We start from the raw sequence: 21,310 nt of genomic DNA on the forward strand, positions 1-21,310 counted from the left end.
GAACCGTCAGCGACGGCGTGCGCCTCACTCCAGTGGCGGTGTCCGCGGCGGCGACGTCCGGCGGCGTCCGGTTGCCTCGAAGGCCGCGGCCAGGCGAAGCAGCGCAGTGTCGTCGTAGGCGCGTCCGGCGAACGTCAAACCCACCGGCATCCCGATGTCGGTCATCGTCCCCATCGGAACCGTGACCGTCGGGATGCCGAGGTGTCGCGGCACGAGGTTGCCGTTGGCGACCCAGACCCCGTTGCGCCACCCCAGATCAGCGGATGCCTCGTTCACGTCCATGTCCGCCGGACCCACGTCCGCGACCGCGGGGAAGACGACGGCATCCAGTCGCTGCGCGTCCATCCACTCCTCGAGGTCGACACGCCTCGTCTCCTCGAGTCCGCGCAGGCCGTCCTCGAGCAGGGGGATGTCGGTGAAGGAGTGCACGGGGTGCGCGCGCACGAACGCGGGGTACTCGGCGATGTCATCGTCGAACCCGGTGTAGCGGTCGGGGAGCGCGCCGTCCGGGGCGGGGAAGATCGTCGCGCCGTCCACGTCGCGCAGGCTCGACAGCGTCGGATCGCCGTTCGCCGCGAGGAAGTCGTCCCACGCCCATGCCGACAGATCGATGATCTCGCGCCGCAGGTACTCGGGCGGCACGAGGCCGCGGGTCGCGATCGTCGGGGCGCCTGGTCGGTCGCCTTCGTAGTTCGACACCGCGGGGAAGTCGACCTCGACGACCTCAGCGCCGGCACCTTCGAGGTCGCGCCGCGCCGCCTCCCAGAGCGCCATGACGCTGTCGCGCGTCTCGATGCGCCGGCCCGTCGGCCCGCCGATACCGACCCGTGCACCGCTTCCCGCGCGGTCATCGGCGTTGATGTACATCCGGGGCACGCCGATGCGGCGCCCGCGGAGGACGCCGGCCGCGGCATCCGGCTGCGGCATTCCGAGAGCGGCATACGTGGCGGGCCGCACTTCCGACGCGGCGGGGATCGGCACCCACGGCTGGGCGCGCCAGAAGTCTCCGCGGGTCTGGTCGTCGTCGGCGACGATCACGTCGAGCACTTCGAGCAGGTCGTCCATGGTACGGGTGTGCGGCACGACGACGTCCATCGTCGGCACCAGCGGCCAGTTGCCGCGCACCGAGATCACACCGCGCGACGGCGTGTACGCGCACAGCGCGTTGTTCGAAGCCGGAGCGCGTCCCGACGACCAGGTCTCCTCCCCGAGCCCGAAGGCGGCGAAGGAGGCCGCGGTCGCCGTTCCGGAGCCGTTGGACGACCCCGACCCGAACGCGGCGGTGAGGTAGGCGGCGTTGTACGGGCTCTCGGCACGACCGTAGACGCCCCGCTGCATGCCGCCGTTCGCCATCGGCGGCATGTTCGTGAGCCCGAGCAGCACCGCGCCGCCGGCGCGCAGGCGCTCGATCGCGAAGGCGTCGTGCTGAGCCACCAGATCGGCGAAGGCGGGGGATCCGGCGGCTGCGGTCAGACCGCGGGCGAGATAGCTGTCCTTCGCCGTATAGGGGATGCCGTCGAGCGGCCCGAGGAGCGCGCCGGCGGCACGCCGCTCATCCGACGCGCGCGCGTCGTCCAGTGCCTCGGGGTTCGGCACGACGAGGGCGTTGAGCGCGGTCGTGGTGCCGGGAGCGTCGTAGGCCTCGACGCGGGCGAGGTACGCCTGCACGAGGCCGACGCTCGTCACGCGCCCGTCCTCGAGCGCCGCCCGGAGGTCGGCGATGGATGCCTCGACCACGTCGAATCCGCCGGTCATCGCGTCACCGCCGGCTGCTGCTGCGTGATGCAGTGGATTCCACCGCCGCGCGCCAGGATCGGGCGGGCGTCGATGGTGACCACACGACGGCCGGGGTACACCGACGCCAGGGTCTCACGGCCCGCAGCATCCGCCCGCTCCTCCCCGTAGCCGCACGCGATGACCCCTCCGTTGACGACGAGGTGGTTGACGTAGTTCCAGTCGACGAATCCCTCGTCGTCGCGCAGCTGCGCGGGCGCGGGGATGTCGACGATGTCCCAGCTTCTTCCCGCGGCATCGGTCGTGCCGGCGATGAATTCCCGCAGCCCGCGCATGACGTCGTGATCAGGATGCTCGGGGTTCGGCTGCTCGTGCAGCAGGAGTGTGCCGGGGGACGGGATCGTGGCGAACATGTCGACGTGGCCGCGGGTACCGAGGTCTTCGTAGTCGCGGGTCAGCCCGCGCGGCAGCCAGATGACCTTCGTCGCGCCGATCGTGCGGCGGAGTTCGGCCTCGACGCGCGCCTTGTCGGCGTAGGGGTTGCGGCCGGGGTCCAGCTGAACGGTCTCGGTGACGAGCACGGTGCCCTCGCCGTCGACATGGATGGCTCCGCCCTCGTTCACGAGCAACGACGAGATCAACTCGGCCTCCGCGCCGGCGGCGGTGAACCGTCCGATCTCGCGGTCCTTCTCCCAGGTCGACCACGCGGGTGCGCCCCAGCCGTTGAAGATCCAATCCACGCCACCCAGGATGCCGGGCCGTTCGTCGTCGAGCACGAACGTGGCGCCCATGTCGCGCATCCAGTAATCGTCCAGCGGCGCCTCGACCTGCGCGATGTCGGCGGACAGCATCCGTCGGGCGCGGTCTCGCTCGACCGGGTCGACCACCATCGTCACGGGCTCGAATTCGGCGACGGCGTGGGCGACGGCCGTCCACGCCGCGTACGCCTCCTCGGCCGACGCGGTGTCATCGCCCAGGGTGAGGCCGGGGCGGGGGAATGCCATCCAGGTGCGATCGTGGGGGGCGGTCTCTGCGGGCATGCGCCAGGCCATGGGACACCTCTGCTTCCTGTGGGACGGATGCTGCGGCTTCCGTCGACGTCGTCTCTTCGGGCGGAGCCGGACAGACCCTGTTGATCGCATGATCAACAGCTATGCACGACGCTAGCCGTGGCATCCAGCTCGTGTCAAGAGTGCGTGACCCGGAGCGCTCCGTGCGAATGTGGTAACGTTGCCACATTCCAGCAGAGACCGGCGCTCTCGGCGCGGGTTCGCACACATGGGGGTGTCGTGAAGACGATCGGGATCGGCGTCGTGGGCTTCTGGCACGTGCACGCCAACGACTACGCACGTGAGGTACGGGAGCATCCAGGTACGGATCTGGTCGTCGGGTGGGATCGCGACGCGCACATCGCCGACGAGGGGGCCGCAGAGCTGGGGATCGACCTCGTCCCTTCGCTCGACGCGCTGCTCGGCCATGCTCACGTGGACGCCGTGACGATCACCACGGCGACGGCCGATCACACCGACGTCATCCGCCGCGCGATCCGCGCCGGCAAGCACGTCTTCACGGAGAAGCTCCTGGCGCCCACGGTCGAGGAATGCATCGAGCTCATCGACGAAGCCGAGGCGGCCGGTGTGCAGCTGGTGGTTTCGCTTCCGCAGCTCGGCGCGCCGCCCACCGTCGCCGCGCGCTCGCTGATCGACGAGGGGGCCCTCGGCACCGTCACCTACGCCCGAGTCCGTGTCGCGCACGACGGCTGGCTCGACGGGTGGTTGCCGGAGCGGTTCGCCGACGCCGCTCTCGCGATCGGAGGAGCGTTCGCCGACCTCGGCTGCCACCCGGCCTATCTCGTGCAGCACTTCCTCGGAGCCCGTCCGCAGACCGTCGCGGCGACATACGGGGCCTTCACCCGGCATGCGGTGGAGGACAATGCCGTGGTCGTCCTCGGGTACGCGAACGGGGCCGTCGGCGTGGCCGAAGCGAGCTTCGTCACGACACCCGGCGCCTTCGCCCTCGAGGTGCGCGGCACCGACGCATCCGTGCTGTTCGGCTTCGGGCGGGAAGCTCTGATCGGCAAGGGCGGCCGGTTCGGCGACGCATGGACGGAGCTGGCGCTCCCCGAGGCGGAGCCGACGCCGTTCCAGCTGTGGATCGAGGCGATCCGCGACGGGGCCGATCTCACGACGAACCACGAGGCCGCCGTCGAGCTGACCCGCCTCGTCGTCGCCGCCAACGCCTCATCGGGCTCCGCTCGGAGCTACGACGCACCGCCATCATGAGCACACGACTGGAGAAGAACATGTCAGACAAGATCAGGATCGGACTCATCGGAGCCGGCGGCATCGCCGGAGCGCACGTCGCCGGCTATCGGCGCAACCCCGAGTCGGTGATCTTCGCCGCCATCGCCGATCCCGTGCGGGCGAACGCGGAGAGGCGCCGCGGAGACGACGGCGGCGTGGTCATCTTCGAGGATTACCGCACCATGATCGCGGAGGCCGATCTGGACGCGGTCGACATCTGCCTGCCGCACCATCTGCACGCGGAGGCGATCATCGCTGCCGCGGAGGCAGGACTCCACGTGCTCGTCGAGAAGCCGCTGTGCATGACGATGACCGAGGCAGCCGCCATCGCGGACGCTGCGGAGCGCTCCGGCGTCACCATCATGTGCGCGCACAATCAGCTGTTCCTGCCGGCGGTCTCGGAGGCCAAGCGACTCATCGACGACGGGGTCTTCGGCCGCGTCTACGAGGTGCGCACGACCGACAGCTTCTACAACGACTTCACGCCTGAGAGCATGGGGTGGCGCGCCAGCGCCGCGACAGCCGGCGGGGGAGAGCTCATCGATACGGGTTACCACCCGGTCTACCTGCTGCAGCACCTGGCAGGAGCGATTCCCGTCGAAGTGACCGCCATGCTCTCGCGACACCGCCTCGACTTCATGGAGGGCGAGGATTCCGCGCAGGTGCTGGTGCGCTACGACAACGGCGCCGTCGGCGTCGTCACCACCGGCTGGGCGTACGACGCCGCGCCGGGTACCGAGAAGTTCTCGCTCGTCGCGGAGCGCGGATCGCTGTCGTCCGACGGCGTGACGTTGACCTACCGACTTCGCGGACAGGATCCGGTCGTCCTCGACTTCGAGCCGGTCCACGACATCGCGGCCGAGGTCGCACATTTCGCCGAATCCCTCCTCTCCGGCCGTCGGCCGATCCACACCCACGTGGAAGGGATCGATGTGCTCGGCGTGATCCTCGCGGCGTACGAGTCGGACCGTTCTCGTTCGTTCGCGCCCGTTCCCCGCGTGCGCGCGACCACATCGGCCGTCTGAGCCCGCGGCCGCAGCCACCCCGTCGATCGACTCGCTTCAGTCGACGGGGTGGCCGAGCGGCCACTCCAGAAGATCGACCTCGACGATCTCGGCGGTCTGATCTCGCGGAACACGGAACGTCCGCAGCTGATACGGTCCGAAGTCGGCGTCGAGGGTGCGTCCGACGAGCGGCAGATCCATCGACACCGACGCCGCCGCCCCCCGTGTCTCGATGGCACGGACGATGACATCGGCCCCGCCGTCCGGGGCATCGTCCTCGCTGCCCTTCAGCGCGGTGACCATGACAGCTTCGCCGCCGTCGTCGGCGAAGCTGTGCCGCGGGGGCAGGTCTCCCTCGTGAAAGGACTCGAGCTGAGCGCGGACGGGCTGGCTCAACAGCGCGGCGCGACGGGTCGGCTGCGAGGTGCGCCGGTCACCCAGGTGGGGGATGAGCTCGACGCGGAAGTGCTGAACGCCCTGGTCCTGGAAGGAGTACACGCCCTCGGGATCCAACAGCCGGGGGTCGTGCCACGAGTAGACCGGGCTGCGCACCGCGGTGATCCCGATGCTCGGGGTGTTCATGCCGGGGGAGCCCGCCGGGGAGACGTCCCACCCGTGCTTGGTCGTGCAGATCACGGTGAAGCCCGCGGGTGATCCCTCGATCGTTCCGGTCAGGTCGACCCACGATTGGGCGGGTTCCTCGGCGCCGTCCACCGGCCGTTCGATCACCCCGAACGGGACCTCGTACGTCGCGACGGGGGAGTCCAGCCCGACGGGGTAGCGCAGCTTCAGCAGGTGCGCCTTTTCGTGCCAGTCGATCGTGACATCGACCTGGAGGCTCCGACTGTCGTATGCGAGGTAGAGCTCCTCGGTGAGCGTGCTCGAGCCCCACGAACGCTCGACACGCACGCGCACTCGAAGCGGGCCGGTCTCACGGACGACGATGCGATCGAGCATCATGGGCGCGCCCGGCCATGCGTAGGAGATCACGCGATGGCCCCACGTGTCGGTGGGGTCCTCGCAGACGACGGTGCGGGACTCGCCGAGGGTGCCGGCGAGCACGTCCGTTCCCGACGCCTTGTCGAGCATCGAGACGACGTCGCCGGTCGCGGGATCGAGCTCGATGCGAAGGTGCGCATTCTCGAAGACGGTGCCGTTGTCGCTCACCCTGATGTCCGCGTCCGTTTCGCGGTATGTGCCGGGGAGGATCCGATAGACGGCGTATCCGAGCGCGGGCACCACCGCCCGGAACGTCAGGGCGCCGCGGCTCATGTCCCCGGTCGTCGCCGTGGACTGCGTCGCCTGCGTGCGGACGGCCGCACCCTCGTGGTCGACGACGTGCACACCGTGCGGCTGGCCGCCGTACTGCATGTCGACATCGGTGGACACGGCCCAGGGATGAGGGTTGAAGACCACGACGGGTTGCGTCGAGACATCCACCGGAATATCGATGCGACGGGCGATGCGGTTGTGAGCGCGCGTGATGATGCGCTTGGCGATCGCCACGGACTCGCCGAGCTGGTCGCGCGCGTCGTCGTAGGACGGCTCGATGGCCGAGCCGGGGAGGATGTCGTGGAACTGGTTGAACAGGATCTGCTTCCACGCGCGTTCGAGGTCGTCGCGCGGGTAGACCGCACCGGTCAGTGCGAGATCGACAGCCGCCCATCGTTCGGCCGACAGCACCGCGAACTGCGCGCGCCGCTGCCACGCTTTGATGCCCGAGTGTGCCGAGTAGCAGCCGGGAGCATGATGCTGGAGGTCGTCACGCCGTACCTCGAGCCGGTCCAGGAAGGCGTCGCCGCGAGAGAGCATCTCATCGAAGTAGGCGCGGGGAGAGGACATCGTCATCCTTCCGAATGTGCCCATGCGGTCGTATCGGTGGATCGACTCGATATTGAGCTTCGTGGGGCCGCCGCCGTGATTGCCCACTCCGTAGAACACCATCATCTCGCCGAGCGAGCGATCCAGCTGCCCGAGCGCCTTCTCCGTCTGGAAAGCGAGATCGGCAGGACCACTGCCGTACTCGAACGGGATGCGGTAGGCCAGGACACGCGAGCCGTCGGGCGCTTCCCAGTGGAAGAGCGTGGCGTCGAGGTCGCTCTCATGAGGTCCCGGGCGCAGGAAGCAGTAGGAGTCCATCCGCTGGCCGCGGAGTACCTGCGGAAGCGTGACGCTGTGGCCGAACGGGTCCACGTTCATGCCCACGCTGGAGATCCGACCGAAGCGCGATCGCAGGTACCGCTGCCCGTACAGGCCCTGCCGGGCGAACGACTCGCCCATCGGCATGTTGCAGTCGGGCTCGACCCACCAGCCGCCGACGTTGACCCACCGCCCCTCCGCGACCCGCTCGCGGATGCGCTCGAACAGGGCGGGATCCTGCTCTTCCACCCAGGCCAGCAGCACGATCTGATCACACGTGAAGACGAAGTCGGGGTATTCGTCCATGCGGTCCAGAGCACTCGTGAAGGTGGCCCTGGCCTCCTGGTATCCCTCTTGCCACGGCCACAGCCAGACGGGATCGAGGTGCGCATTGCCGATCATGTGCAGACTGCGATCGGGTGTCGCCGCGGGCCGGGGCGCGCGTGCCAGGTCGGCCGGCTGGGCGCCGGAGGGCGCGTTGGAGACAGGAGCGGATGCCGGGGGCCGAGGTCTCATGAGGGCTCCTCTCCTGCCGCCCAGGCGTCCAGTATTTCGGACAGGGCATGCAGGAGGAAGGTGTGCATCTCCTGGATGCGGGGGGTGTCGTCGGACGGTACGAGCAGCACGTGATCGGCGAGAGCGACGGCGGGACCGCCGTCGCCGCCGCCGAAGAGGACAGCGACGGCACCCTTCGCCCGCGCGACGTCGAGGGCTCGCAGGACGTTCGCCGAGCGACCGCTCGTCGTGAAGGCGGCGACGACGTCACCCGGCCGGGCGAGGGCCTCTATCTGTCGCGAGAACACGTCCTCGAAGGAGTAGTCGTTGGCGATGCATGTCGACACGGTTGCGTCCGTCGTCAGGGTGATCGCTCGGAGCGGCCGCCGGTCGCGACGGTAGTGGCCGATCAGCTCACCGGTCAGATGCTGGGCGTCGGCGGCGCTGCCGCCGTTGCCGAGCGTGTACAGCGTTCCGCCGGACTCGAACGACGTGATGAGCATCGCTCCGACGGCGCGCACGGTCTCCAGCAGCGCGGACGCGTCTTCGGCGACGCGGGAGTAGGAGCGAAGCTGTTCGTCCAGCCAATCAGGCACGGTGCACCTCCGCGAGATCCATGGCGAGCGCGGCGGCGCCGACGACGCACACCTCGTCGCCGAGCTCTGCCAGCGCGATGCGGGCGGCGGCGCCGGCCGGCGGCATCGCGTCGCGGCGCACCGCCGCGCTGATCGGTTCGAGCAGCATCGCACCCGACCGGGTGACACCGCCGCCGAGCACGACGACGTGCGGTTCGAACGCGTTCACGAGGTCTGTGATCGCCTGTGCGAGCAGTTCGGTCGTGTCATCCCACAGCTCTCGAGCGAGTTTATCGCCGGCCGCGGCGCCCCGCGACACGTGCTCCGCGCGCACCGGCTCCTCGTGACGCAGCATCGAAGGGCGAGCATCGTCTGAGAGCAGATCGCGGGCCCGATCGGCGATGGACGTGCCCGAGGCGTAGGCCTCGAGGCATCCGAGTCGCCCGCACTGGCACAGGCGGCCGCCCGGTCTCACCATCACATGCCCGAATTCCCCGCCGTTCCCCGCCGCCCCCCGGTGCAGGCGGCCGCCGATGATCGCTCCACCGCCGATGCCGGTGGAGATGGTCAGGTAGAGCGCCGTCCCCGCACCGCGGGCGGCGCCGTAGCGGAATTCGCCCAGCACGGCGGCCGTGGCGTCGTTCTCCAGGACGGCGGGAACTCCGAACGCGGACTCGGCGAGCGCGACGATGGGGATGTCGATCCACCCGGGAAGATGAAGGGGGCCGGTGAGCACACCGGCGGCGGCGTCCAGCGGTCCGCCGCAGCTGATGCCGACCGCGGCCACGTCGTCGATCTCCGCCGCCGCCATGCTCCGGCGGCCGAGGTCGAAGAGATGCGCGATGACTTCGTCCGGGCCGCGCTCCTTGCGCGTCGGCTCCGACAGGAATCCATGGGTGCGCCCGTCGGGGGTCACCACGGCGGTGGCGAGCTTCGTCCCGCCGATGTCGAGCGCGAGCACCGGCAACCTGACGGCCATGTTTCCTCCGGCATCCGTACGACGGTCATTGTCGACGAGTTAATGTGACATCGTTCCCACATCGTACAAGGTTAGATCCCGGATCAGCAACACCCCGGCCCGGGGGGGGGGGGGGCTCCGGAGTGGGACAGGGCGCGGAGCGATGCGGAGCGTCAGCGCCGTGCGGACGTCGAGCCGCGGTCGACGAATACGGTCGGCAGCACGATCGTCTGCACCGGGGCATCCGGTGACTCGATGCGACCGAGCAGGGTGCGCACGGCGGCCGCACCGAGTCCGAGGGTGTCCTGGCGCCGCACCGAGATCCCTGGTTCCACCATGCTCATCCACGGGGCATCATCGAAGCCGACGATGCTGAGGTCGTCGGGCACGGACAGGTCGAGGGCCTGCGTCGCGCGCCAGACGCCCTCCGTGAGGACGTTGTTGGCCGCGAACACCGCGGTGGGCGCCTGCGGGCGCGAGAGGAGGGCGGTGGCCGCCTCCTGTGCCTGAGCGGCATCCCACCCCGCGGGCACGATGAGGCTCTCGTCGACGCGGATGCGCCGTGCCGCCAGTGCGTCCAGGTATCCGCGCTGCCGCTCGTCTCCGGTGGTCCACTCGGTCTCGTCGATCAGCAGGGCGATCCGCTCATGGCCGAGGGCCAGCAACCGGGCAGTGGTCTCGCGCGCGGCGGAGCGGTTGTCGACGACGACCGCGTCCGTGCCGGCCGGATCGAAGCGACGGTCCACCTCGACGAGCGGAACCCCCCGGCGGGCGAGGAAGGGTGCGAGCGCGGCGGACACCGGTGTGGCGATCACACCGGAGACGCGCGACGACACGAGTGTCTCCACCGATTCGAGTTCGTCTTCGCCCACCCCGTGCAGATCGACCAGGACGATGGAACGACCGGCGCTGCGGGCCTCGGCGCCGACGCCCGACGCCAGTTCGGCGTAGAAGGTGTTCCGCAGGTCAGAGACCAGCACGCCGATCGATCGGCTGGTGCGCTGTTTCAGACTCCGCGCGGTGGCGTCCACCACGTAGCCGAGTTCGAGGGCGACGGCGCGGACCCGATCGCGCACATCGGGCGCCGCGTATCCGTGCCCGGACAGAGCTCGGGACGCCGTCGATCGAGAGACTCCGGCGGCAGCGGCGACGTCTTTGATGGTCGCACGAGCGATCGGGAACTCGCGACTCATCCGCCCACCGGGCGCACGTCCAGGATGGCTTCGGCGTGTTGTCCGAGCCGCAGATCGCCGATGGTGACGTCGATCGCGAGTCGATGGCGGCGGCCGGCAGTGTCGGCGACGACGGTGAACTGCATGGTCACTTCCTCATGAGGGCCCAGCCGCGCGGCCATCTCCGCCTCGGATGACCGCCAGCCTAGCGGCAGCACCACGCGCAGCCACGCGTCCGCCTCCCGGTCGAACGGATTGCGCACCCTGACCGTGTAGGCGACCGTGTCACCGCATCCCACGCGGGCACGGTACGGGGAGATGCGCGCGAGCTGACCGTCCGCGGGGATTCCGACTTCGTCGAGAGGCAGCAGTCGTTCGTGAACATCGTCGACGAGCGCACCGGACTCTACGAGGTCGTCGAGGTACGCGGCATCCGTCCACCGCGGTTCCCAGTGACCAGACGCCATCAGGCCCGGCGCGATGCGGCGGTACAGCGCGGCGCTCTGCGGATAGTCGCCGAGTCGGAACAGATTGCGGTACTGGTAGTTCATGACGTCCCGACGGCCGTCGCGTCCGCCGAGGCCCTCCTGCTGGTCGCCGGTGAACGCCACCGTCACCCCGTCGACCTCGAGGCTGTACGCGACGGCGTAGAGCGTGTGCCCCGGCTGCGCATGCGCCGTGATCACGTACTCGTTCCAGCAGAACGGCTCCTCGAGAGGGAGCACGCGGTCGGCGGGAATGGAGTCGTACCACTGGCAGGGAAGGTCCTCCCGCCACGGATCGGCCATGGTCGGCGCGACGTTCTCCGGGATCCACAGCTGCGTGCCCTCGACCTCCCTGAGGAGCGGCAGGCCCGCGACGTGGTCATCGTGGTAGTGAGTGGGAAGCGCGACCGTGATCCGCTCCACGCCGTGATCGCGGCGGAGAGCGGGGAGGGACGCGAGCCAGGGCAGTCGGGCGGCGCGCTCCTGGCCGAGCACGATGCCGGTCGTCATGTCATAGCCGTAGTCGATCACGAGGGCCTCGCCGCCGGCGGAGAGCAGGACGTACGAACACGACAGGGAGGTGCGGTTCAGGAGCAGGTGCGGCGTCAGGGCGGTGAAGGGATGGTCGAGGCGGTCCGCCAGATCCCAGGGGGAGGAACGTCTGCTATCGACGTACTCCTGCATCGTGTCGGCGAGCTGCGCCAGCGCCGTGTGAGGGTCGGTCATCACTGCACCGTGCGAGGGTGCGAGCAGTGTGGGATCCTCACGGCCGAGCAGGATGCTGCTGAGTACCGTCATGGCGGGGCCCTCGTTCTGGGTGTAGGACCATTGCGTCGCCGCCAGCGACCACACCTTCCCCGGCGCGTAGATGAGGTCTCCGGTGAAGGCGACGCGGGCAGCGCCACGATCGAGGAGGTAGGTGACCGAGCCCAGTGTGTGACCGGGGGTGGGGAGGACGCGGACGGTGACGCCGGGCAGATGCAGGTCGCGGTAGACCGGAACGGTGGCGTGCACCGGCACCGACTCGAGGAGCGAGAACCGGTCCTGACGCAGGTTGTAGTCGTTGTCCAGCTGACGCGTCTGCCACATCTCCTCCACGCGGTCGAACAACTCCACTTCCACCGGCGGGACATGGATGCGTGCTCCGTGTGCCACGGCGCGGGGCAGCCCCTGCCCCTGGTCTCGGTGATGGTGCGTCATCAGCACATCGGTGATCGACCGGATGCCGAGGCCGGCGATCTCGTCGAGAGCCGTCCCGGATCCGAAGTCGATCGCGACGGCGTCGCGCTCGCCCGGGCGGGCGTCGACGTCGACGATGAGATACACGGCGCACGTGTCGGCGATGCGCCAGATGCCCGGTGCGATCTCGACGGGACTCACCGGAGGGTCCTCCGGTACTCATCCCATGTGGCGCGGATGACGGCGAGGTCCTCGGCGCCGATGGTCTCTCCCTCGGCGACCCGTTCGAGGTAGTAGAGCGCCGGCACCCCCAGGGTGGCCTGCACCCTCGCATAGTCGAGCCACTCCGCGCGGCCGGGCATGGGCCATTGGTCGGTGTCGATCGGATGCCTCGGCAGTGTGCGTGTCGCGATCGCATGCCGGGAGCGGAGCTGATCTGCGACGGGCACGGGATCACCTGCCACGTCGAGCTCGAGCACGTCGTTGGTGCGGACCATGTCGGTGACGTCACCGAAGGACGGATGAACGGTGTGAGTGATGACGAGCGCGTCGGACTTCACCGCGTGGGCGGCGCCGTGGATCTCGGCCATCAGGCGATGAAGCGCTGCGATTCCCCACACGCCGTCACTGCCGACTGCAGGCATCAGGGAGCGCCCGCTCGGCGCCCGCTGCGTGAAGTCCACCTTGAAACCGTCGGCGTCGAGGCCGTCGTGGGCGAGCAGACGAGCGACGATCGCGCGCAGCCGCGCCAGATAGGCCCCACTGCCCGGATCGGCCGAGATCGCTCGGCCCGCCGCGTCCGTGATGCACTCCTCCACGGGCAATCCGGTGGGATCCCACGCCTTCCACCACAGCAGGACTCTGCTGCCCTCGGCGTGACGGGCACGGATCCATCCCCGGAGGTCGGGCCACGCGTCGAGATCGGGCTGCGCCGTGCCGTACGACTCCTGCCAGCGGTCGTCGACCACGACGGTGCCGGGTCTCAGGTCGGCGGCACGCATGATCGCGAGGAATTCGTCGTAGATGTCCTGGCGGCACAGATCGGGCGCCGGTGCACCACCCCGGGCGACCTGTGCACCCCACCCGCAGAAGATCGGCTCACGCCACCAGGGGATGACGACGGATCCGGCGTCCTCGGCGAACCCGTGGGCCACGAGATCGGCGCGGTGGTGCAGGAGCGCGTCCAGCGGGGTCGACACAGGTGCGAGCACGACGATCGGCGACCGCCAGACACCCTTCACCGGCGTGTGTCCTTCATAGCTGAGCCGCAGGAGGAATCCACCGTCGAGGGGCTCGTACGCGAGGGTCGTGAACCGAAGGTCTTCGACGGGCGCTCGGACCGACATCGCGAGCCAGTCTCCGGCGGGAGGCACGGTGGGGCCGGTGGGCGCGGATCGACCCCACGCCAACGCGAGCGGTGGGGGAGAGAAGATGCCGTGCAGGCGTCCGGGGTCGGCATCCCCGACGATCCCGAGGAGGGCTGCGGCGGAGGCGGGGCGGACGAACGCGACGGGCTCCGTCGGTGTCGGCACATAGAGGGACGCCGCGTCGATCGACGAACGGAACGTACCGGAGGCCCCCGTCGGCAGGATGCCGTCGCCCCCGGCGAGGGTGACGTCGGTGATGTCGCCGAAACCCTCGGCTTCGACCCGCAACTCCACTGCCGACGCCGTGCACCGGACGACGAAGCGCCGCGCCGACCAGTGGCTGGATCGCGTGGCGATCGAGACGAGGAGGGCGTCGCCGTCGGCGGAGACCGTCGGCTCGTCGATGGACAGTGCTTCGTCCTGGCCCTGCTGGGTGTGGACGCTGGAGAGCACGCACAGCCGCGACCAGCGAGACCCGGCCGCGTCACCCAGCTCCAGATAGGGCGAGCGGGCCACGCCACGTGCGCCGGTCGACCACGACAGCGCGTAGTCGTCCCCGCGGATGGTGATGCGGTCCACGGTCTCGGTCATCGACGGGCGAGTCATGTGCGTCATCCTATGTGGCAGCGTTCCCAGGTTCGGAGGTCGCGGACGCGCCCCGGCTCGCCGCCATGACGTCAGCGCCGCCCTTCACTCGACGATCGGGTAAGGGGCGCCGTCGACGTGGATCTCGAAGCCCGGCCTGTCGAATCGTGCGTCCAGACGCGCATGGCGCGAGCCGTTGGTCCAGCTCAGCTGCAACGACCCCGCGTCGGGCGAGGTCCACACGAACCGGCCGTCGAATGCGGGGTGCCTGCGCAGCTCGGCGAGAGCGAGCTGACCCCGTGTGACGGGTGTCCGCAGTGCCGCGGAGAGCTCCTGCGGACTGTAGCGGTGGCGGTTGACGTCGCGTCCCTGACCGGTGGCGCCGAACAGCTCGCGATCGTCCTCGCCACCGAGCAGCCCGACGTAGTAGAACTGCGGCTCGCCCGGCAGGAAGATCTGCACGGCGCGCGCCAGGAGCATCCGGCGGGTGTCGCCTCCGAGGACGCTGAGGAACGTGGCGTTGACCTGGTGAGGCATGCCGGCCCAGGTCGGGGTCACCGAAGCGAGCGTCGAGTGGCCGTTCGTGGCGACGGCGGCGCGCGCGAACACGTCCACCATCTCCTCCTCCGAAAGGATGCCCCGCTGGCCGGCCCCCGGTCCGGCGTCGATGATGCCGATGCCGTCGTGCGTGTCGAGGACTGTGACGGCGTTCGCGGGCCGCATTCCGATCCACTCGGCCAGTCGATCGACGCGCCCCGTACCGAGGGCGTGCAGAAGCAGGGGCGGTGTCGCGAAGTCGTAGACCAGGTCGACGAGCGGCGCGATCGCGAGCTGCTGCGAGTAGTGCGCGTGCACTTCGACCAGGACGCGCATGCCGCGGTCGCGGATGAGACTCGCGGCCTGCCGCACGAAGACGAGCGTGTCCTCGGTCATGAACGAGTCGGTTCCCGGGGTCTTCACCGCATAGCCGACGGCGTCCAGTCGCACGGTCGACACGCCGGCCGCTGACAGCGCGTCGGCGAGTCGTTCGAGGTAGGCGATGCCGGCGGGATGTCGCACGTCGATATCGATCTGCGACGGCATGAACGTCGTCCACACGAGCCGCCGCCGTCCGTCGCCCGAGCGGTACGGGGTGAACGGCACCCCGGGACGCGGCCGGTAGAAGGCGGCGATCTCGGATTCCCCCGCGCCGTCGGGGAACACCGCGTCGAACGTGAGGAACATCCCGGCGGACGGGGAAGCGTCGCCGCGGTCGAGCCAGTCGACGAATTCGGCGGAATGGGCCGAGACGTGGTTGACGATCAGATCGAAGGTGACATCCCTGTCCCGGGAGATGCGGCGGACGTCGTTCCATCCGCCCAGACGCGGGTCGACCCGTGAATGGTCGACCGGGTCGAACCCGGCGTCATCACCGTCGAACGGGGTGAAGAAGGGGAGGATGTGCACCCCGGTGAACTGCGGAAGACTTTCCGCGAGCACGCGCGACAGCCCCGCGAGGTCAGCAGCCAGGCGGTCGACGTAGGTGAGGAGGGTGACTCCGCTCACACGACGGCACCGAGCTCGTCGACGAACGCGGTCGCGCCGCTCTCGGGCGATGTCAGCACGCGGGTGTCCCCGCCGGCAGCGGCGGCCATGGATGCCTGCGCGAGGACGACGACGTCCGCGTCCGTCGCACCCACGGCGGCGGCGATCAGCCTGTCATGGGTGGCGCCGTCACCGTCCGCGCGCGCCTCGGCTGCCTGCGGCACGAGTGTCGCGGTCACACGCACATCAGCCGACGTCAGCGCACGCTCGACGAGCCGGACCGTCGGGCCCAGCGTGGCCTCGAGGGTGGCGAGCACCGCGATCGTGCCGACGCGCCCGGTTTCCGTGCCCGCAGAGCTCGCGCGGTCGACGGCCGTGCCCGCCATGGCCGCGTCGACGCGCACGACGGACACGCCGGTGTCGGCTGAGGCCCGCTCGGCCGCCTCGCCGATGGAGGAGCACGTCACCAGGACCTTCGATGCGCCTGCGCGGGCGAGCGACTCCACGTGACCGCGCACGCGAGCGGCCACCTCGTCGGTGACCCCGCCCGCGGCGATGGTGTCGGCCAGGAGCGCGGGGTCGACCACGTGGACGATGTCCAGATCACCGCGTCGTGCGCGCAGCAGATCGTGGAACAGCGGCGCCAGGGCCGGCACCGTGTGGAGCAGACCCACTCTCATGCATCCCTCCAGGGCCGTGCGACGTCGTCCACGGTCCGGATGAGTGATTCGAGCCGGGGTAGTGCCCGCTCTCTGAGGCCTGCGCGGACGTTCTCGGTGCCCACGAGGTCGCTCCACAGAGCGCGGCCCGCAAGGAAGCCGCTGGCCCCCTCCATGCATGCAGCCCGTACGGCGTCTTCGAACCGGCTCTGCGCGACACCCTGGGAGAGGACCACCCACGGCCCGGTCATGCAGTCGTTCAGTGCGGCGCTCGCCTCCCGCTGCGCACGCTCGTCGCCGGTGCCCGCGAGCGGCACCTGCGCCTTGTACAGATCAGGGTGCAGGGACGCGAGCTCGCGCGCGGCTTCGCGGATCGCAGCATCCATGTCCCACTCCCCTTCTCCGGGGGCGGCGCGGACGACGGGCTCGAGCACGGACAGCACACCGCGGTCGCGGGCGAGGGCGATGAAGCGCTCCGCCAGCGCGACCCGTTCTTCCCGGTGTTCGTCGCGCCGCCAGATGATCAGCAGCTTCACCGCAGACACTCCGTCGAGCGGATGCCGGGCGACGACATCGTCGATGGTCGTCTCCTCGACCGGACCGCCGGCGTCCTGCGTGAGCGCGTCGGCGGCGAGGATCAGACCCGTCGTGGTCGGCAGGATCTCGCGGACCGAGTCGAATCCGTAGTGACGATCGATCAAGAAGCCGGACGCGGAAGGAGCGAGTTCGGTGGCGACGTCGGTCTTGAAGCCGATCAGCACGTCGTCGTCCGGGCGGCCGCGTCCGGCGGCATCGAACATGTGACGCAGGCTCTCGCGCTGGTCCATCGCCACCATGGCGAAGGTCCCGGTGGTACGGGCGATGGCATCGAGGGTGGTCATGAATCTCCTTCAAGAGGGTGGGTGGGATCGGAGAGGGCGTGGGCGACGAACCTGTCGTAGGCCGCGTCCAGCCCCTCTGCGCGGCAAGGGACGACCGGCTCGGTCTCGAGCACCGCTGGTTCCGGGGCCAATCCGGCGCGTACCGCGGCGAGCAGGGCCGCGCCGGCGGCGACCGGCTCCGATGATGTGCATCGCCGGACCGGCGTCGTGCCCATGGCCGCAGTGAGCGACGCCCAGACCGGTATGCGATCGGTGAGAGAGCCCAGCAGGACGACACGGTCGGCGCGCGCGCCGGTCACCCGCTCGACCGTGCGGCGCATCCACGCGGAGTGCAGGACGAGGGACTGCAGGAGCGCGCGCGGCGCATCCGCCTCGTCCTCGCCGAGGACACGCAGGCGCGCCGTCGGATCGGGCGCAGGACATTGTCGACCGCGCGGATAGGGGAGGATCACCGCGGGTGTCGTGTCCCACGCCTCGGCGCTCAGGCGGCTGAGGTGTCCGAGAACGTCGTCCGGCCACTCCGCGAGCAGGCCGCCGCACGCGGGATTGCCCGCCATCACCGTGAAGTGACAATCATCGACCGTGCGCCCGATGGAGAGACCGTCTGCCACGGCTCGTGGGTCCGGTCGATCGGTCACGGCCAGGAGCGCCTCGGCGGTGCCGAGGGAGTCCGCCATGTCACCGACCCCGCGCGCGCCTGCGGCCCAGGCCCCGACCGCATGGTCGTGCCCGGCGATGTACACGGGAATGTCACGCCCCAGCCCGAAGCCGGCGGCGGCGTGTCCGGTCATCCCTGCCGGCTCGCCGGCGTGCACGATGCGCGGCAGGACCTGCTCGCTGATGCCTGCCTCATCGAGCAATGCGGTGTCCCACCGGTGCTCGTGCTGCACCGTCGCGTCGAGCATCATGGTGCGGGCCGCGAGTGTGTGGTCGGTCGCGTCCCGGCCGGTGAGCGCCTCCACGACGACATCGGCGACGCCCCGCCACTGCGCGAGTCGCGCGTGGATCTCCGGCGCGTGTTCACGAAGTCCGAGGAGCGTCATCAGCGCCGGTTTGGGCGTCGCCGGTATGCCACTGCGCAGCGGGAGGTCGGGATGTCGCTCGAGCACGCGGCCGAGGACGTCACGGTTCTGCACGCGGTCCCACCGCAGGAAAGCGCTCAGGGCGACGCCGTGCCCGTCGACGGGCACCCCGGTCTCTGCCATCGAGCTGATGCCGATCGCGGCGACGGGACGGCGCGTCGTCGCCGTCGCCGCCCTCAGCAGGCGCGAGATCACCGCTTTCAACGACGACGGGTCAGCGGGCGTCGCCGCCCGTCCGGTCCAGACGGCGCGCCCGCTGTCGACCGCGTCGATCAGCACGACCTTCGTGTTCGTACTGCCGATGTCCACGCCCACGACGATCGTCACGCGGGCAATTCTGTTACGAAATGAACATTCTCGCAATTGTGTGAGCAGATTGACATCGGGGGACGTGCTCGATTGGATGTCGTCATGCGCTACACCGGAGCCCCCGCGCGCAGGGATGAGATCGCCCGCATCCTGGCGACGGAGGGGTACGTCTCGTCGGGCGATGTCGCGGAGCGTGTGGGCGTGTCCGAGATGACGATCCGTCGAGACCTTCACCAGCTCGAGTCCGAGGGACGAGCGCGTCGCGTCGCCGGGGGAGCCGCGGCGCCCTCGAGCGGGCTCCCGTTCGAGCGCCGCGACGTCATCGACGCCGCCTACAAGAACTTGATCGCCGAGGCGGCGATCGGCGAGATCGCCGGGGCGAGCAGCGTCGCACTCGATGCCGGCACGACCGTCGCGGCGATGGCCCCCTTCGTCCGCGCCGACATGGTCCTCACCCACTCCCTTCCGGTGATCTCGGCGGTCGCCGGCCGACGTCCCGACGCCCTCGTCGTCGCCGGCGGCCACTACCAGGCAGACACCCGCTCGTTCGCCGGCCCTCTCGCCGAGGCGACACTCGCGAATGTGCGGACGGACGTCGCGGTCCTGTCCGCGACCGCGGTCACCGCAGACGCCTTGTGGGGGGCCAACGCGCTCGACGCGGCGGTGAAGCGCGTCCTGGCGGCGCAGGCTGCGCGCGTGGTACTGGTGGCTGACGGCTCGAAACTGGGAGCATGGGCGCCGCTGCGCGTCGCCGATTCCTCCCTCGTCGACGTGCTCGTGACGGACGCGCGCGCCGACGAGGGTGTCGTCGCAGCGCTCCGCGGGCGCGGACTGATCGTGCGAATCGTCGGATGAGCGTGCATCTGGGCGTCATCGCCGACGACATCACCGGCGCGTGCGATGTCGCGGGAGGTGTGTCGCAGACGGGCATGCCGGCCGAGGTGAGACTCGGAGTGCCCGACGTCGACGATGAGCCCGCCACGTCCTGCGTGGTCGTCGCGCTCAAGTCCCGCGCGGCGATCCCTGACGCAGCGGTCGCCGAGAGCGTCGCGTCGGCTCGCATCCTGCGCGCGTGGGGAGCGACGGTGATCTACCAGAAGTACTGCTCCACGTTCGATTCCACGGATACGGGCAACATCGGGCCGGTGGCCGACGCGCTCATCGATGACTGGGGGTCGGACGCAGCATCCGTGGGCACCCCGGCGACCCCGGCCGCGCACCGGACGCTGTACCTCGGTCACCTGTTCGTCGGCGATCGACTGCTGTCGGAATCATCGGTCGCGCAGCATCCGCTCACTCCGATGAAGGACCCCGACCTCATCCGCGTGCTCGCCCGACAGACGAGCCGCCCTGTCGGCGGCGTCGCTCTCGAGGATGTACGTGCGGGAGCATCGGCTGTGCGGTCCAGGATCGCCGAGCGCCGTGAGGTCGGCGTTCGTCATCTGCTGGTGGACGCCACCCAGGAGAGCGACCTGGACGTGATCGCCGACGCGCTCATCGGCTCGCGTGACCTCATCGTGGGCGGGGCGGCCGGCCTCGCCGTCGCCATCGCGCGTACGGTCGCGCGCGCGCCCGCGTCGCCGGCAGAGTCGCCGAGCGCAGGAGGCGAACTCATCCTCTCGGGGAGTGGATCCGAGCGCACGCGCGAGCAGGTGGCTGCGTTCCGCGGACCCGTGATGCATGTCGATCCGGATGAGGCCGTCGCCACGCCCGAGAGCGTCATCGGTGCGGCGATGGCGTTCGTGGCGCGCGAGCCGCGTGCGCTGGTGAGTGTCACCGCCGCGCCGGAGGCCGTCGCCGCGGCGCAGCGACGCTGGGGCTCCGCGCGGGCCGCTTCCGCTCTGGAAACCGTGCTGGGGCGGGTGGCGGCACTGGCCGTCGAGAATCTCGGCATCAGACGAATCCTGGTGGCAGGAGGCGAGACGTCGGGCGCGGTGGCCCACGCCCTCGGAGTGCGTCGCCTCCGCGTGCGGCGCGTCGTTTCGACGGGCGTGCCGTGGATGTCGGCCGTGGACTCCGGCGGCAGGCGGTTGGACCTGTGTTTCAAGTCAGGCAACTTCGGCGAGAAGGACCTGTTCGAGTCGGCGTGGGCGGAAGGCCGGGAATGACCCTGATCGACGATCTGATCGCCGCGTGCCGTGCACTCGCGGACGCGGGCCTCTCGCCGGGAAGCTCCGGCAACGCGAGCGTGCGAGACGGCGACATCGTGTACGCCACACGGTCGGGTTCATCCCTGCGACGCGTGACGAGCGACGACCTGGCGGTCATCGGGCTGGATGGCGCACACATCTCCGGGCCGCCGGTCACGAAGGAGATCGGGATACATCTCGCGGCGTACCGGGCCCGACCGGACACCGGCGCCGTCGTTCATCTGCATTCCCGCGCGGCCACCGCGGTCTCCTGCCTCGACTCCGGCGACGCTGATCCGATCCCGGCATACACGCCCTACCGGATCAGGCTGCTGGGTCGTGTCGCCGTCGTGCCGTACGCGCCCCCCGGCAGTGTCGCACTGACTATGGGTGTCGCAGAACGTATCGCACATGCCCACGTGCTCCTGCTGGCCAACCACGGCAGCCTCGTCCGCGCGGAAGATGCCGCGACCGCCGTCGACCTCTGCGAGGAGCTCGAATCGGCCGCCGACCTCGCTCTCGCGCTGGCCGGTAGACGTGCACGGACCCTCGACCCGGCGAGCGCATGGGGCTCCTCCGAGTGACGTAGAACCACCGGATCCGGCCGCGCCACCTGGTTGCCAAGACGCGCGATGGGACTTATAGTCTGACGTGATGTGGTAACGATGCCACAAACCACCGATGATCGCTGGAGGAACCACTGATGGTCTCTGCCCCCGTCCCGAGGACG

17 protein-coding genes are annotated in these 21,310 nt (G+C 70.0%); 5 read left to right on the forward strand and 12 right to left on the reverse strand.

What is annotated here, in order from left to right; translation table 11 throughout:
* Positions 1-24: 24 nt before the first annotated feature.
* Positions 25-1,755: an amidase gene (locus ACFM35_RS13725; RefSeq protein WP_378842939.1), complete on the reverse strand. Its 1,731-nt coding sequence runs from the start codon at positions 1,753-1,755 to the stop codon at positions 25-27.
* Positions 1,752-2,786, reverse strand: coding sequence for an agmatine deiminase family protein (locus ACFM35_RS13730; RefSeq protein ID WP_378842941.1), 1,035 nt, complete (start codon positions 2,784-2,786; stop codon positions 1,752-1,754). Before ACFM35_RS13730 ends, ACFM35_RS13725 begins: the two co-directional genes overlap by 4 nt.
* Positions 2,787-3,023: 237 nt before the next feature.
* Here ACFM35_RS13730 and ACFM35_RS13735 point away from each other — a divergent pair, with 237 nt between their 5' ends.
* The gene (locus tag ACFM35_RS13735; protein ID WP_378842943.1) at positions 3,024-4,016 is read left to right on the forward strand and encodes a Gfo/Idh/MocA family protein; all 993 of its coding nucleotides are present in this window, start codon (positions 3,024-3,026) and stop codon (positions 4,014-4,016) included.
* On the forward strand, positions 4,013-5,062 hold the full coding sequence (locus tag ACFM35_RS13740; protein WP_378842945.1) for a Gfo/Idh/MocA family protein: 1,050 nt from the start codon (positions 4,013-4,015) through the stop codon (positions 5,060-5,062). Before ACFM35_RS13735 ends, ACFM35_RS13740 begins: the two co-directional genes overlap by 4 nt.
* A gap of 36 nt (positions 5,063-5,098) precedes the next feature.
* Here ACFM35_RS13740 and ACFM35_RS13745 read toward each other — a convergent pair whose 3' ends face one another.
* From ACFM35_RS13745 to ACFM35_RS13790, 10 genes are all read right to left on the reverse strand, one after another.
* The gene (locus tag ACFM35_RS13745) at positions 5,099-7,696 is read right to left on the reverse strand and encodes an alpha-mannosidase (protein ID WP_378842947.1); all 2,598 of its coding nucleotides are present in this window, start codon (positions 7,694-7,696) and stop codon (positions 5,099-5,101) included.
* Positions 7,693-8,271: a D-sedoheptulose-7-phosphate isomerase gene (locus ACFM35_RS13750; RefSeq protein WP_378842949.1), complete on the reverse strand. Its 579-nt coding sequence runs from the start codon at positions 8,269-8,271 to the stop codon at positions 7,693-7,695. Before ACFM35_RS13750 ends, ACFM35_RS13745 begins: the two co-directional genes overlap by 4 nt.
* On the reverse strand, positions 8,264-9,229 hold the full coding sequence (locus tag ACFM35_RS13755) for an ROK family protein (protein ID WP_378842951.1): 966 nt from the start codon (positions 9,227-9,229) through the stop codon (positions 8,264-8,266). Before ACFM35_RS13755 ends, ACFM35_RS13750 begins: the two co-directional genes overlap by 8 nt.
* A 152-nt stretch (positions 9,230-9,381) precedes the next feature.
* Entirely contained in the window at positions 9,382-10,401 is a 1,020-nt protein-coding gene (locus ACFM35_RS13760) for a LacI family DNA-binding transcriptional regulator (protein WP_378842953.1), read from the reverse strand.
* A complete protein-coding gene (locus ACFM35_RS13765; RefSeq protein WP_378842955.1) occupies positions 10,398-12,245 on the reverse strand; it encodes an MBL fold metallo-hydrolase in 1,848 nt (615 codons plus the stop codon). The genes ACFM35_RS13760 and ACFM35_RS13765 overlap by 4 nt, the downstream gene beginning before the upstream one ends.
* Positions 12,242-14,017 carry a hypothetical protein gene (locus ACFM35_RS13770; protein ID WP_378842957.1) on the reverse strand — a complete coding sequence of 592 codons (1,776 nt, stop codon included), beginning with the start codon at positions 14,015-14,017 and terminating at the stop codon, positions 12,242-12,244. Before ACFM35_RS13770 ends, ACFM35_RS13765 begins: the two co-directional genes overlap by 4 nt.
* 84 nt (positions 14,018-14,101) lie before the next feature.
* The gene (locus tag ACFM35_RS13775; RefSeq protein ID WP_378842959.1) at positions 14,102-15,541 is read right to left on the reverse strand and encodes an alpha-amylase family protein; all 1,440 of its coding nucleotides are present in this window, start codon (positions 15,539-15,541) and stop codon (positions 14,102-14,104) included.
* Positions 15,538-16,194 (reverse strand): aspartate/glutamate racemase family protein, encoded by a 657-nt coding sequence (locus ACFM35_RS13780; protein WP_378842961.1) that lies wholly within the window; start codon positions 16,192-16,194, stop codon positions 15,538-15,540. Before ACFM35_RS13780 ends, ACFM35_RS13775 begins: the two co-directional genes overlap by 4 nt.
* A 2-nt stretch (positions 16,195-16,196) precedes the next feature.
* A complete protein-coding gene (locus tag ACFM35_RS13785) occupies positions 16,197-17,060 on the reverse strand; it encodes a hypothetical protein (RefSeq protein ID WP_378842963.1) in 864 nt (287 codons plus the stop codon).
* Positions 17,057-18,469: an FGGY-family carbohydrate kinase gene (locus tag ACFM35_RS13790; protein WP_378842965.1), complete on the reverse strand. Its 1,413-nt coding sequence runs from the start codon at positions 18,467-18,469 to the stop codon at positions 17,057-17,059. The genes ACFM35_RS13785 and ACFM35_RS13790 overlap by 4 nt, the downstream gene beginning before the upstream one ends.
* An 84-nt stretch (positions 18,470-18,553) precedes the next feature.
* Between ACFM35_RS13790 and ACFM35_RS13795 the strand changes: the two genes are divergently transcribed.
* The 3 genes from ACFM35_RS13795 to ACFM35_RS13805 are packed head-to-tail and all read left to right on the forward strand — an operon-like array spanning position 18,554 to position 21,164.
* Positions 18,554-19,306: a DeoR/GlpR family DNA-binding transcription regulator gene (locus ACFM35_RS13795; protein WP_378842967.1), complete on the forward strand. Its 753-nt coding sequence runs from the start codon at positions 18,554-18,556 to the stop codon at positions 19,304-19,306.
* Positions 19,303-20,559, forward strand: coding sequence for a 3-oxo-tetronate kinase (gene otnK / locus ACFM35_RS13800; protein ID WP_378842969.1), 1,257 nt, complete (start codon positions 19,303-19,305; stop codon positions 20,557-20,559). Before ACFM35_RS13795 ends, otnK begins: the two co-directional genes overlap by 4 nt.
* Positions 20,556-21,164: a class II aldolase/adducin family protein gene (locus ACFM35_RS13805; RefSeq protein ID WP_378842971.1), complete on the forward strand. Its 609-nt coding sequence runs from the start codon at positions 20,556-20,558 to the stop codon at positions 21,162-21,164. Before otnK ends, ACFM35_RS13805 begins: the two co-directional genes overlap by 4 nt.
* Positions 21,165-21,310: the final 146 nt, after the last annotated feature.

It is taken from the genome of Microbacterium songi (assembly GCF_042747925.1).
Lineage (GTDB): Bacteria > Actinomycetota > Actinomycetes > Actinomycetales > Microbacteriaceae > Microbacterium.

Excerpts from the sequence above, each read along its gene's own strand:
- ACFM35_RS13725 (WP_378842939.1), bottom strand. The coding sequence starts at position 1,755 with ATGACCGGCGGATTCGACGTGGTCGAGGCATCCATCGCCGACCTCCGG.
- ACFM35_RS13730 (WP_378842941.1), bottom strand. The coding sequence starts at position 2,786 with ATGGCCTGGCGCATGCCCGCAGAGACCGCCCCCCACGATCGCACCTGG.
- ACFM35_RS13740 (WP_378842945.1), top strand. The coding sequence starts at position 4,013 with ATGAGCACACGACTGGAGAAGAACATGTCAGACAAGATCAGGATCGGA.
- ACFM35_RS13745 (WP_378842947.1), bottom strand. The coding sequence starts at position 7,696 with ATGAGACCTCGGCCCCCGGCATCCGCTCCTGTCTCCAACGCGCCCTCC.
- ACFM35_RS13755 (WP_378842951.1), bottom strand. The coding sequence starts at position 9,229 with ATGGCCGTCAGGTTGCCGGTGCTCGCGCTCGACATCGGCGGGACGAAG.
- ACFM35_RS13760 (WP_378842953.1), bottom strand. The coding sequence starts at position 10,401 with ATGAGTCGCGAGTTCCCGATCGCTCGTGCGACCATCAAAGACGTCGCC.
- ACFM35_RS13770 (WP_378842957.1), bottom strand. The coding sequence starts at position 14,017 with ATGACTCGCCCGTCGATGACCGAGACCGTGGACCGCATCACCATCCGC.
- ACFM35_RS13785 (WP_378842963.1), bottom strand. The coding sequence starts at position 17,060 with ATGACCACCCTCGATGCCATCGCCCGTACCACCGGGACCTTCGCCATG.
- ACFM35_RS13795 (WP_378842967.1), top strand. The coding sequence starts at position 18,554 with ATGCGCTACACCGGAGCCCCCGCGCGCAGGGATGAGATCGCCCGCATC.
- otnK (WP_378842969.1), top strand. The coding sequence starts at position 19,303 with ATGAGCGTGCATCTGGGCGTCATCGCCGACGACATCACCGGCGCGTGC.
- ACFM35_RS13805 (WP_378842971.1), top strand. The coding sequence starts at position 20,556 with ATGACCCTGATCGACGATCTGATCGCCGCGTGCCGTGCACTCGCGGAC.